This window comes from Parafrigoribacterium humi (genome assembly GCF_040227205.1).
Lineage (GTDB): Bacteria > Actinomycetota > Actinomycetes > Actinomycetales > Microbacteriaceae > Parafrigoribacterium_A > Parafrigoribacterium_A humi.
Genome location: NZ_JBELOA010000002.1, coordinates 441147 through 454114 on the forward strand (window position 1 = coordinate 441147; position 12968 = coordinate 454114).

General features: G+C 64.9%; 8 protein-coding genes. All 8 read left to right on the top strand.

Annotation, left to right across the window (positions count from 1 at the left end):
- Nucleotides 1-50: 50 nt before the first annotated feature.
- The 8 genes from ABUA28_RS06395 to whiA all read left to right on the top strand — a co-directional run bounded on the left by ABUA28_RS06395 (nt 51) and on the right by whiA (nt 12968).
- Nucleotides 51-1724 carry a DUF885 domain-containing protein gene (locus ABUA28_RS06395; protein WP_349903294.1) on the top strand — a complete coding sequence of 558 codons (1674 nt, stop codon included), beginning with the start codon at nt 51-53 and terminating at the stop codon, nt 1722-1724.
- Nucleotides 1725-1883: 159 nt separating this feature from the next.
- Nucleotides 1884-3329 carry a 30S ribosomal protein S1 gene (gene rpsA, locus ABUA28_RS06400; protein WP_349903158.1) on the top strand — a complete coding sequence of 482 codons (1446 nt, stop codon included), beginning with the start codon at nt 1884-1886 and terminating at the stop codon, nt 3327-3329.
- A 98-nt stretch (nt 3330-3427) separates the two neighbouring features.
- Complete coding sequence (gene coaE / locus ABUA28_RS06405) at nt 3428-4027, top strand: dephospho-CoA kinase (protein WP_349903159.1); 600 nt, start codon at nt 3428-3430, stop codon at nt 4025-4027.
- A 20-nt stretch (nt 4028-4047) separates the two neighbouring features.
- Complete coding sequence (uvrB, locus tag ABUA28_RS06410; RefSeq protein ID WP_349903160.1) at nt 4048-6144, top strand: excinuclease ABC subunit UvrB; 2097 nt, start codon at nt 4048-4050, stop codon at nt 6142-6144.
- A gap of 59 nt (nt 6145-6203) precedes the next feature.
- Nucleotides 6204-9116 (top strand): excinuclease ABC subunit UvrA, encoded by a 2913-nt coding sequence (gene uvrA / locus ABUA28_RS06415; RefSeq protein WP_349903162.1) that lies wholly within the window; start codon nt 6204-6206, stop codon nt 9114-9116.
- A gap of 2 nt (nt 9117-9118) precedes the next feature.
- A complete protein-coding gene (gene uvrC / locus ABUA28_RS06420) occupies nt 9119-10996 on the top strand; it encodes an excinuclease ABC subunit UvrC (RefSeq protein ID WP_349903163.1) in 1878 nt (625 codons plus the stop codon).
- Between the two features lie 65 nt (nt 10997-11061).
- Nucleotides 11062-11937: an RNase adapter RapZ gene (gene rapZ / locus ABUA28_RS06425; protein ID WP_349903165.1), complete on the top strand. Its 876-nt coding sequence runs from the start codon at nt 11062-11064 to the stop codon at nt 11935-11937.
- A gap of 50 nt (nt 11938-11987) precedes the next feature.
- Entirely contained in the window at nt 11988-12968 is a 981-nt protein-coding gene (gene whiA / locus ABUA28_RS06430; protein ID WP_349903295.1) for a DNA-binding protein WhiA, read from the top strand.

Sequence of the window (12968 nt, forward strand, 5' to 3'; positions counted from 1 at the left end):
TCGATCGTCCGACGCCTCACGCGTAGGCTCGAATGATGACACCTCGAATGATGACACAGGGGAATCGAGAACACACCGCCATCGACGCGATCGCGGAGGAGTGGGTCGACACAGAGCTGGAGTTGTTTCCGGAGTACCACGTGTACCTCGGCAGGCCCGGCCGCGAGGGTGAGTACGCCGACTATTCGCCCGCGGGTGCGGAACGCGCCATCGCCGAGACCAGGAAGACGCTGAAGCGCATCACCGAAGCCGAGGCCGCCGACGATGTCGACCGCGTCACCAAGATGGACCTCAGCCGAGTACTGCAACTGGCGATCGACAAGCATGAGGCGGGCTTCGACCAGCGAGACCTCAACGTCATCGCATCGCCCGCGCAGGGCCTGCGTGACATCTTCGACCTCGTCCCCACCGCGACGGAGGAGGACTGGAACGCCATCTCCACGCGAATGCGCAACCTCCCTGCCGCGATGAACGGGTACATCGAGACCCTGCGCTCAGGCATCGACGCACACAACGTCCCGGCCATCCGACAGGTGCGGGAGATCATCGCCCAGGCACGAAAACAAGTGCCCGCGAACGGATTCTTCTTCGAGTTCGCCGCCGGCGCTGCGCCGGAGAGCGGAGAGCTTCCGGAGTCACTGAAGAACGATCTCGCAACCGGGGCCGCGAAGGCTGCCGCGGCATATGGCGCACTCGCCGAATTCCTCGACACGGAACTCGCACCGCACGCGCCCGAAAAAGACGCCGTCGGGAGAGAGCTGTACGAGATCGCTTCCCGCGACTTCCTCGGCGCGACCGTCGACCTCGACGAGACCTACGAGTGGGGTATCGCCGAACTCGCGAGGATGGTGGCGGAGCAGGAGTCCATCGCGAGGGAGATCAAGCCGGGCGCATCCGTGAAGGAGGCGATCGAGTTCCTGGACCAGGACTCCACGCGAAAACTTCACGGCACCGACGCCCTGAAGGCCTGGATGCAGGAGACCAGCGACCGCGCCATCGACGAGCTCGCGGGAACCCAGTTCGACATTCCTGCCGAACTTCGGCGTCTCGAATGCATGATCGCTCCGACCCAGGAGGGCGGCATCTACTACACCGGACCGACCGACGACTTTTCACGCCCGGGGCGCATGTGGTGGAGCGTGCCGGAGGGCGTCACCGAGTTCGATACCTGGCGTGAGCTCACGACGGTGTATCACGAGGGTGTTCCCGGCCATCATCTCCAGGTCGGACAGGCCACCTACAACAAGGACTCGCTGAACTCCTGGCGCCGACAGTCCTGGACCTCCGGGCACGGCGAGGGCTGGGCGCTCTACGCTGAACGCCTCATGGAGGAGCTCGGATACCTCGACGACCCTGCGGACCGCCTCGGGATGCTCGACGGACAGCGGATGCGCGCGGCCCGCGTCGTCCTCGACATCGGCGTGCATCTCGAGAAGACGCGGCCAGACGGAACCGGGCCGTGGACGGGCGACTTCGCGTTCGAGTTCCTCTCCCACAACGTCAACATGAACGAGCCGTTCGTGCGCTTCGAGGTCAATCGCTATCTCGGCTGGCCCGGACAGGCACCGTCGTACAAGGTCGGGCAGCGGATCTGGGAACAGCTCCGCGACGAATACCGGCGACGCGAGGGAGCGGACTTCGACATCCGCGCCTTCCATAAGAAGGCCTTGGGACTCGGGGGAGTCGGACTCGACACCCTCCGCGCGGCTCTCCTGTCCGATTGACCTTCCCGGCTTGGCCCCCGGCGCACTGGCACGATAAGCTAGAGAGTCGCAGTCTGCGATGATTTATCCGCCTGCCGCTGGCGACAACACAAACGAACCATCTCGACAGTGGCCCGATTGTGCCCCGAGGGGCATCTTCCATCCTGGAGCAACTACTACATGACAACCGCAACGACCGTCGGCCCCAAGCAGGTCGCCATCAACGACATTGGATCTGCTGAAGATTTTCTGGCCGCGGTCGAGAAGACACTGAAGTTTTTCAACGACGGAGACCTTATCGAGGGTGTCGTCGTCAAGATCGATCGTGACGAGGTCCTCCTCGATGTCGGTTACAAGACGGAGGGCGTCATCCCCTCCCGCGAACTCTCCATCAAGCACGATGTCGACCCGACGGAGGTCGTCCAGGTCGGCGACAGCGTCGAGGCGCTCGTCCTGCAGAAGGAAGACAAAGAAGGCCGCCTCATCCTGTCGAAGAAGCGCGCGCAGTACGAGCGCGCGTGGGGCGACGTCGAGAAGATCAAGGATGATGACGGAGTCGTGACCGGCACCGTCATCGAGGTCGTCAAGGGCGGCCTCATCGTCGACATCGGCCTTCGCGGATTCCTTCCCGCCTCTCTCATCGAGCTCCGGCGCGTCCGCGACCTCACGCCGTACCTCGGCCAGGAGATCGAGGCCAAGATCCTCGAGCTCGACAAGAACCGCAACAACGTCGTGCTCTCTCGCCGCGCCCTGCTCGAGCAGACGCAGTCCGAGAGCCGCACCACCTTCCTCAACAACCTCGCCAAGGGCCAGGTTCGCAAGGGCGTCGTCTCCTCGATCGTCAACTTCGGCGCCTTCGTCGACCTCGGCGGCGTCGACGGCCTGGTTCACGTCTCCGAGCTGTCCTGGAAGCACATCGAGCACGCTTCCGAGGTCGTCGAGGTTGGCCAGGAGGTCACCGTCGAGATCCTCGAGGTCGACCTCGAGCGCGAGCGCGTGTCGCTGTCGCTCAAGGCCACCCAGGAGGACCCGTGGCAGGTCTTCGCGCGCACTCACGCCATCGGCCAGGTTGCACCCGGAAAGGTCACGAAGCTCGTCCCGTTCGGCGCGTTCGTTCGCGTCGCAGACGGCATCGAGGGCCTGGTTCACATCTCCGAGCTCTCGGGCAAGCACGTCGAGCTCGCCGAGCAGGTCGTGTCGGTCGGCGAAGAGGTCTTCGTCAAGGTCATCGACATCGACCTCGAGCGTCGCCGCATCTCGCTGAGCCTCAAGCAGGCCAACGAGGGTGTCGACCCCGAGGGCACCGAGTTCGACCCGGCGCTCTACGGAATGCTCACGGAGTACGACGAGCAGGGCAACTACAAGTACCCTGACGGCTTCGACCCCGAGACCAACGAGTGGAAAGAGGGCTTCGAGACCCAGCGCGAGAAGTGGGAGCAGGACTACGCTGCAGCCCAGGCCCGCTGGGAGGCCCACAAGAAGCAGGTCGCGGCTGCCGCGAACGAGACCATCACGGACGTCGCATCGTCCGGCTCCTCGTTCTCGAGCGAGTCCGGCTCGGCGGGAACCCTCGCCGACGACGAGTCGCTTGCGGCGCTTCGCGAGAAGCTCTCCAGCAACTCCTGATCACCTGTCGATAGCGGCCGGGTCCTCGCGGACCCGGCCGCTTTCGTGTGCCATCACCACCGCCGGTAGCATGGTGGCGTGCAGCTCAACGGACTCCCGTGTATCTCATAGCGCTCACCGGGGGGATCGCCTCGGGCAAGTCCACGGTCAGCGAACGACTGTCAGCCCTCGGCGCGGTCGTCATCGACGCGGATGTGCTGGCCAGGGAGGTCGTCGAACCGGGCACACCCGCCCTCGCCGAGATCGCGTCCGAGTTCGGCACCCATGTGCTGCGCCCCGACGGCTCACTTGATCGTGCCGCCCTCGGTGCCGTCATCTTCCGCGATCCGGAGGCCAGGGAAAGGCTCAACTCGATAACCCACCCCAAGATCTGGCACCGTGTTCGGGGGCTCATCGCCGAGGCGGAGCAGCAGAATCCCGACGCCGTCATCGTCTACGACGTTCCACTGCTCGTCGAGGCCGGTACGAACCGCGACCTGAGCTTCGACCTCGTCGCTGTCGTGCACGCCGACGCCGCGACCCGGCTGCGCCGCCTCGTGGAACTGCGGGGTCTGGACCACGACGAGGCACACCGTCGTATCGAGTCGCAGGCGAGCGATACGGATCGGCTCGCGATCGCCGACGTCGTGATCGACAACAACGGCACCCTGGAGGACACCCTCGCCCAGGTGGATGCACTCTGGGAGCGCGTGTCGTAGGTCGAACCTAGACTCGAAGGATGCAACCCACACGTTCTGTTCGCCCATTCGAGGTGATCAGCGACTACACGCCCAGCGGCGACCAACCGGCGGCAATCGACGAGCTCGCCGGAAGGATCAACGCGGGCGAGACGGATGTCGTGCTCCTCGGCGCGACGGGCACCGGCAAGTCCGCGACAACGGCCTGGCTCATCGAAAAGGTGCAGCGCCCCACCCTCGTGCTCGCGCACAACAAGACCCTCGCGGCCCAGCTGGCCAACGAGTTCCGCGAACTCATGCCCAACAACGCCGTCGAATACTTCGTCTCCTACTACGACTACTACCAGCCGGAAGCATACGTTCCGCAGACCGATACCTTCATCGAGAAGGACTCGTCGATCAACGCCGAGGTCGAGCGACTTCGACACTCCACCACGAACTCGCTACTCAGTCGCAGGGATGTCGTGGTCGTCTCGACCGTCTCCTGCATCTACGGTCTGGGCAGTTCAGAGGAATACCTCGACGCGATGATCGCCCTCCAGGTGGGCATGAAGATCGATCGCGAGGCGCTCATCCGCAAGTTCGTCTCCATGCAGTACCAGCGCAACGACATCGACTTCTCCCGCGGCAACTTCAGGGTGCGCGGAGACACCATCGAGATCATCCCGATGTACGAGGAGCTCGCGATCCGGATCGAAATGTTCGGTGACGAGATCGAGGCTCTCTACAGCCTTCATCCGCTCACGGGGGACGTGGTGAAGACGCTGGACGCCGTATCCGTGTTTCCCGGCTCCCACTACGTCGCGGGGCCCGAGCGCATGCAGGCCGCGATCAAGACCATCAAGATCGAACTCGCGGAGCGGCTCGAACAACTGGAGCGCGAGGGGAAGCTGCTCGAGGCACAGCGGCTGCGGATGCGCACGACCTTCGACCTCGAGATGATGGAGCAGATCGGCTTCTGCAGCGGCATCGAGAACTACTCTAGGCACATCGACCAGCGCCAGCCGGGGGAGGCGCCGCACTGCCTCATCGACTACTTCCCCGAGGACTTCCTCGTCGTGATCGACGAGTCCCACGTCACCGTTCCGCAGATCGGAGCGATGTACGAGGGGGATGCCTCGCGCAAGCGCACCCTCGTCGAGCACGGCTTCCGGCTCCCGAGTGCCCTCGACAACCGGCCGCTCAAATTCTCCGAGTTCCTCGAGCGCGTTGGACAGAAGGTCTACCTGTCCGCGACACCGGGCAAGTATGAGCTCGGCATCACCGACAGCGTGGTCGAGCAGATCATTCGTCCGACCGGTCTGATCGACCCGGAGATCGTCGTCAAGCCCACCAAAGGACAGATCGACGACCTGCTCGAGGAGATCCGCGCGCGCACCGAGAAGAACGAGCGCGTGCTGGTCACCACCCTCACCAAGAAGATGGCGGAGGAGCTCACCGAATTCCTTGGCGAGGCCGGCGTGCGGGTACGGTACCTGCACTCCGACGTCGACACTCTGCGCAGGGTCGAGCTGCTGACGGAGCTCCGGCAGGGCGTCTACGACGTGCTCGTGGGCATCAACCTGCTGCGGGAGGGCCTCGACCTGCCCGAGGTCTCCCTCGTCGCGATTCTGGACGCCGACAAGGAGGGTTTCCTGCGCTCCTCGACCTCGCTCATCCAGACCATCGGTCGCGCGGCCAGGAACGTGTCAGGCGCCGTGCACATGTACGCGGATGTCCTCACCGATTCGATGAGGATCGCCATCGACGAGACGAACCGCAGGCGTGAGAAGCAGGTCGCCTACAACGTCGCGCACGGCGTGGACCCCCAGCCGCTGCGCAAGAAGATCGCCGATATCACGGACGCGCTCGCCCGGGAGGACGCGGACACGGCCCAGTTCCTCGCCGACCGAGACGGTCACAGCCGGGACCGCAAGAGCAGGACCAGCCAGAAGCTGTCACCGACGCCGAACCTCCGCCACGAGGGACTCGCGGCGAACGGGGCGAACGACCTCGAGTCGATCATCCGCGACCTGAACGAACAGATGCTGCAGGCCGCCGGAGAGCTCAAATTCGAGCTCGCGGCCCGGTTGCGCGACGAAGTGTCCGATCTGAAGAAGGAACTCAGACAGATGGCGGCCGCGGGACACCTGTCCTGAGTGCCGCGCGGCGCTCCGCCACCAGCAGCAATGTCAGTGGCTTGGATAGAATCTATAGAGTGTCTATCTCGCCCGTGAAGTCCTCGTCAAAGCTCAGCGTGCACGGCGCGAGAGTTCACAACCTCCGCAACGTCGACCTCGAGATTCCGCGTGATTCTCTCGTGGTCTTCACGGGCCTGTCTGGCTCCGGAAAGTCGTCGCTCGCCTTCGACACGATCTTCGCTGAAGGCCAGCGCCGCTACGTTGAATCACTCTCGGCCTACGCTCGCCAGTTCCTCGGCCAGGTCGACCGGCCTGACGTCGATTTCATCGACGGGCTGAGTCCCGCCGTCTCCATCGACCAGAAGTCCACCAACCGGAATCCCCGGTCGACGGTGGGCACGATCACCGAGATCTACGACTACATGCGCCTGCTCTGGGCCAGGATCGGTATCCCGCACTGCGCAGAGTGTGGCGAGCCGATCTCGCGCCAGAGCGTGCAGCAGATCGCCGACCAGCTCATGACTCTCGAAGCAGGCACACGGTACCAGGTCGTGAGTCCGGTGGTCTCCCAGAAGAAGGGGGAGTTCGTCGATCTCTTCCACGAGCTCGCCGCGAGCGGGTACTCCCGCGCCATCGTCGACGGGAAACAGGTGCAGCTCACCGACCCGCCGACCCTGAAGAAGCAGTACAAGCACGACATCTCGGTCGTGGTCGACCGGCTCGTGGCGGGCGATGACATCCTGACCCGGCTCACGGATTCGCTCGAGACGGCGCTGAGGCTCACGGATGGCGTCGTCGCCATCAACTACGTCGACCTCGAGGGCGACGCGGCCTGGCGCAACTTCTCCGAGAAGCTCTCCTGTCCAAACGGGCACCCGGTGCAGCTGACCGAGATCGAGCCCCGCACCTTCTCCTTCAACGCGCCGTTCGGAGCCTGCCCGGAGTGCTCCGGACTCGGTACACGGATGTCCGTGGACTCCGAACTGCTCCTCGGCGACCCCGCACTGAGCCTGGCCGACGGCGTGATCCTGCCCTGGACCCAGTCGGGCAAGGGGCTGTTCAACTACTTCCAGCGACTGCTCGAGGGCCTCGCGAGCGACCTCGACTTCTCGCTGTCGACCCCGTGGACGGAGTTGCCCGAGGAGATCCGCGACGCCGTGCTCCGTGGCAACAACTTCAAGGTCACGGTCAAGTGGAAGAACCGCTTCGGGCGGGAGATGAAGTATTCGACGGGCTTCGAGGGCGTCATCCCCTACATCGAGAGGAAGTACCTCGAGGCGGAGACCGACTCCGCGCGGCAGCGCTATGCGAGCTATCTCCGCGAGGTCAACTGCCCCGTCTGTGACGGGCGAAGACTCAAGCCGGAGGTTCTCGCGGTGACCGTGCACGGCAGCAACATCGCCGAGGTCACGGAGCTCAGTCTCGCGGATGCCTACGAGTTCATGCAGACGATGGAGCTGTCTGAGCGGGAGGCGAAGATTGCCGCGCAGGTGCTGCGCGAGATTCGCGCGCGGCTCGAGTTCCTCATCGAGGTCGGGCTCAACTATCTCAATCTGGGGCGCTCTGCCGGATCGCTCTCCGGAGGAGAGGCGCAGCGCATCCGTCTCGCGACGCAGATCGGCTCGGGGCTCACGGGCGTGCTGTACGTGCTCGACGAGCCCAGCATCGGGCTCCACCAGCGCGACAACCTGCGTCTCATCGACACGCTCGTCAAGCTCAAGAACCTCGGCAACACCCTCATCGTCGTCGAACACGACGAAGACACCATACGCATGGCCGACTGGGTCGTGGACATCGGCCCCGGAGCGGGCGAGCACGGAGGCACGGTCGTGCACTCCGGCTCCTATGACGATTTGGTCGAGAACACGGCGTCGATCACGGGGGACTACCTCGCGGGGCGCAGGTCGATCCCGACTCCGGCATCCAGGCGACCGGTGGACAAGAAGCGCACCGTCACGGTCGAGGGCGCCCGCGCCAACAACCTCAAGAACGTCACCGTCGGCTTCCCTCTCGGCACCTTCATCGGCGTCACCGGGGTCAGCGGATCGGGCAAGTCATCGCTCGTCAACGACATCCTCTACCGGGTGCTCGCCAACGAGCTCAACGGCGCACGCCAGATCCCGGGCAAGCACACGAGGGTGACGGGCCTCGACAACCTCGACAAGGTCATCCACGTCGACCAGAACCCGATCGGTCGCACCCCGCGATCCAACCCGGCGACCTATACCGGTGTCTTCGACAAGATCCGCTCACTGTTCGCCGAGACGACGGATGCCAAGGCTCGTGGATATCTTCCCGGCCGCTTCAGCTTCAACGTCAAGGGCGGTCGCTGCGAGAACTGCGCGGGCGACGGAACCATCAAGATCGAGATGAACTTCCTCCCGGATGTCTACGTCGCCTGCGAGGTGTGCGGGGGCGCCCGGTACAACCGGGACACCCTCGCCGTGCGCTACAAGGGCAAGAACATCGCCGAGGTACTCGACATGCCGATCAGCGAGGCGGCGGAGTTCTTCGAGGCGATCAGCGCGATCAGTCGCTATCTCAAGACTCTCGTCGATGTCGGGCTCGGATATGTGCGACTCGGCCAGAGCGCGACGACCCTCTCCGGGGGAGAGGCGCAGCGCGTGAAGCTCGCAACGGAGCTGCAGAAGCGCTCGATGGGTCGCAGCATCTACGTGCTCGACGAACCGACGACCGGACTGCACTTCGAAGACGTGCGCAAGCTGCTGATGGTGCTGAACGGGCTGGTCGACAAGGGCAACACCGTCATCGTGATCGAGCACAACCTCGACGTGATCAAGTCTGCGGACTGGCTGATCGACCTGGGGCCAGAGGGCGGCGCAGGCGGGGGAGAGGTGCTCTTCTCCGGCACTCCGGAGCAACTCTCGAGGGTGAAGAAGAGCCACACCGGGCGCTTCCTCGCGGAGATCCTGGGCACGGGAGTCGCCGGCACAGGGGTCGGCAGCACAGAACTCCGCGCAACGGGCTAGCCATGGCAGACACCGTCAGTTACCGCCCCAAGGCGGGAGAGATTCCCACGGAGCCGGGCGTCTATCGCTTCAGGGATGCGAGCCGTCGCGTGCTCTACGTCGGTAAGGCGAAGAACCTCAGGGCCCGCCTGAGCAACTACTTCGCTCCTCTCGCGAGCCTGCACGAGCGCACCAGGCGAATGGTGCTGAGCGCGAACTCGGTCGAGTGGACCGTCGTCGGCACGGAGTTCGAGGCGCTCCAGCTCGAGTTCACCTGGATCAAGGAATTCGACCCGCCGTTCAACGTGCAGTTCAAGGACGACAAGTCCTACCCCTATCTCGCCATCACGCTCGGCGAGCCGGTGCCCCGGGTGATCGTCACGCGAAAGCGCGACCTGAAGGGCGCGCGGTACTTCGGTCCGTACACAAAGGTGTGGGCGATCAGAGAGACCGTCGACCTCATGCTCAAGGCGTTCCCGATGCGCAGCTGTTCCGATGCGACCTACAAACGCGCGGTCCAGACGGGGCGACCGTGCCTCCTCGGCGACATCGGCAAGTGTGCGGCCCCCTGCGTCGGCAGGGTGACCAAAGAAGAGCACAGGTCGATCGCTCTCGACTTCGCCTCGTTCATGGCGGGGAACGACTCGAAGTACGTCGACACCCTGTCCAGAGAGATGAGCCGCGCCTCGGAGGCGCAGGAGTACGAACGAGCGGCAAAACTCCGCGACCAGCTGTCCGCCCTGCAAACCGTGCTCTCCAAGAGCGCCGTCGTGCTCCGCGACGAGGTCGACGCCGATATCTTCGGCATCGCCCACGACGAACTCGCCGCGGCGGTCCAGCAGTTCATCGTCCGAGGCGGCCGCATCCGCGGTGTACGCGGCTGGGTCGTCGACAAGGAGCTCGATCTCGAACTCTCCGAGCTCGTGGAGACCGTGCTGCACAACGCCTACGACGGCGACGAGGCGGCTCCACCACGTCGCATCATCGTGCCAGAGCTTCCCGCGGATGCCGCAGAACTCGAGCTCTGGCTCGGCGAGGTGCGCTCGGAGAAGCGCGGTCGCGCGAGCAAGGTGTCACTGCGTGTCGCGAAAAGAGGGGATGTCGCCGCGCTCGCGCACACCGTCGCGACCAACGCCCATAACGCCCTCGTGCTCTACAAGACCAGGCGCAGTGGCGACTTCGTGGCCCGCTCCCAGGCGCTTGCAGACATCCAGGAGGCGCTCGGCATGGACGAGGCGCCGCTGCGGATGGAGTGCTACGACGCCTCCCACCTGAGCGGCACCAACATCGTCGCGTCGATGGTCGTGTTCGAGGACGGCCTGCCGCGCAAGGACCAGTACCGTCGATTCAGCATCCCGGATTCCACCGATGACACCGAATCGATCTACCAGACCATCTCCAGGCGTCTCGCTCACCTCGACGACGAGATGAGGCCTGATGACAACGACGGCTCCGCGCCCAGGAGATTCGCGTACCGCCCGAACCTCCTCATCGTCGACGGCGGACAACCCCAGGTTGCGGCGGCGCAGCGCGCGTTCGACGATGCAGGTGTCACCGGCATCCAGTTGTGCGGGATCGCCAAGCGCCTCGAGGAGATCTGGCTTCCAGACTCCGACTACCCGGTCATCCTTCCCCGTAACAGCGACGCTCTCTTCCTGTTCCAGCGCATCAGGGACGAAGCCCACCGTTTCGCCATCACCTACCAGCGACAGCGACGGAAGAAGGACATCACCTCTGTCCTGCTCGAGATCCCGGGACTCGGCCCCGCCCGCGTGCGCAGCCTGCTTCGGCATTTCGGCTCCGTTGCACGTCTCAAAGCCGCCCAGCCAGACGACATCGCCGAGGTCAGCGGCATCGGTGCGGCGCTTGCCTCGACCATCGTCTCCAGGCTCCACGACTGACGGAGGCGGCGCGGTTGGCTAGGCTTGGGTCAGGCCAGGCAGTACCCAGCGAAGGCGAAATTCGGATGATCGACGACAGTCAGAGCCAGGAAGTGCTCATCGTCACGGGGATGTCCGGCGCGGGGCGGTCCACCGTCGGCAACGCCCTGGAAGACCTCGGCTGGTATGTCGTCGACAATCTTCCGCCGCAGATGCTCAGGCCTCTGGTCGAACTCGCGGGGCGCGCCGGAAACACGCTGCCTCGGATCGCCGCGATCGTCGACGCACGCGGTGGAAAGCTCTTCGCTGACCTTCAGAGCATCGTCCACGAACTCAGGGGAGGCACCGCGGTACGGGTCATCTTTCTCGAGGCGACAGATGCCGAACTGGTGCGCCGTTTCGAACAGGTGCGACGCCCCCACCCGCTGCAGGGCGACGGAACACTCCTCGACGGCATTGCCGCAGAGCGTGCCACGATGCTGTCCATTCGCGAGGACAGCGACATCATCATCGACACCTCGGACCTCAACATCCACCAGCTCGCGACGAAGACCGCAGAGATCTTCGCCTCCGATGACACCCCTGGCCTGCACCTGACCGTGCTGAGTTTCGGCTTCAAGTACGGGCTCCCGGCCGATGCGGATCTCGTCGCCGACATGAGATTCCTCCCCAACCCGTTCTGGATCCCCGAACTGCGCATGCACAACGGTCTCGACGCGGAGGTGCGGGACTTCGTCCTCGCCCAGGAGGGTGCGGCCGAGTTCATCGAGAACTACGCCAAAGCCCTCGAGCCGGTACTTGCCGGCTATCAGCGCGAGAACAAGAGGCACGCTACGATCGCCATTGGATGCACAGGGGGAAAGCACCGTTCAGTCGCGGTGACGGAACAACTCGCAGCCATGCTCCGCTCACACGACGGCGTCGCCGTCAGCGTCAAACATCGCGACCTCGGTCGCGAGTGACGACTGCCACACCCAGGATGGCTCCCATCGCACAGAAAGAAGAGACTCGATTGGCCCTCACCGCCGACGTCAAAGACGAACTCGCCCGCATCGAGGTGAGCAAGACCACGGTTCGTGCCGCCGAGCTCGCGACCATCCTGAGGTTCTCCGGTGGCCTGCACCTCATCTCGGGGCGAATCGCGGTCGAGTCCGAGCTCGACACGGCGCAGCTCGCGCGGCGGGTGCGCAAGGATCTCGCTGAGCTCTACGGCGTCAAGAGCGAGATCTCGGTGATCTCCGCGTCCGGCCTCAGGCGCACGAGCCATTATCTGGTGCGGGTGCTCGACGGTGGGGAGACCCTGGCGCGCCAGACCGGCCTTCTCGACGCGAGACGACGCCCCATCCGTGGCCTGCCCAATCGACTCACGACCGGTTCTCGCGAAGAACTCGCCGCCGTCTGGCGTGGAGCGTTCCTCGCGCACGGGTCGCTCACAGACCCCGGCCGTTCGGCCGCGCTGGAGATCACCTGCCCCGGCAACGAATCCGCCATGGCGCTCGTAGGGGCGGCCGGGCGCTTGAAGATCTCCGCGAAGGCACGCGAGGTCCGTGGCGTTCACAGGGTCGTCATCCGCGATGGCGAGGCAATCAGCGCGATGCTCGTGCACATGGGCGCGCACGCGACCCTGCTGAGTTGGGAGGAGCTGAGGCAGCGCCGCGAGGTGCGTGCCACGGCGAATCGCCTGGTCAACTTCGATGACGCAAACCTTCGCCGTTCTGCGCAGGCCGCCGTCGCCGCATGCGCCCGGGTCGAGCGCGCCCTCGAGATCCTCGATGGGAAGCTGCCGGACCACCTCAAGTACGCGGGGGAGCTGCGACTCAGGTTCAGAGACTCGAGCCTCGACGAACTCGGCCACCACGCAGATCCGCCGATGACGAAGGATGCCGTGGCCGGCCGGATCCGCCGGCTGCTCGCGATGGCGGACAAGCGGGCCGCGGACCTCGGCATCCCCGGCACGGACGCGAACCTTCCCCCGGACTACGAGGACGCCTGA

Bases quoted from the DNA above. Each gene is read 5' to 3' on its own strand.
- rpsA (WP_349903158.1), top strand. From the start codon at position 1,884: ATGACAACCGCAACGACCGTCGGCCCCAAGCAGGTCGCCATCAACGAC.
- uvrC (WP_349903163.1), top strand. From the start codon at position 9,119: ATGGCAGACACCGTCAGTTACCGCCCCAAGGCGGGAGAGATTCCCACG.
- ABUA28_RS06395 (WP_349903294.1), top strand. From the start codon at position 51: ATGACACAGGGGAATCGAGAACACACCGCCATCGACGCGATCGCGGAG.
- uvrB (WP_349903160.1), top strand. From the start codon at position 4,048: ATGCAACCCACACGTTCTGTTCGCCCATTCGAGGTGATCAGCGACTAC.
- rapZ (WP_349903165.1), top strand. From the start codon at position 11,062: ATGATCGACGACAGTCAGAGCCAGGAAGTGCTCATCGTCACGGGGATG.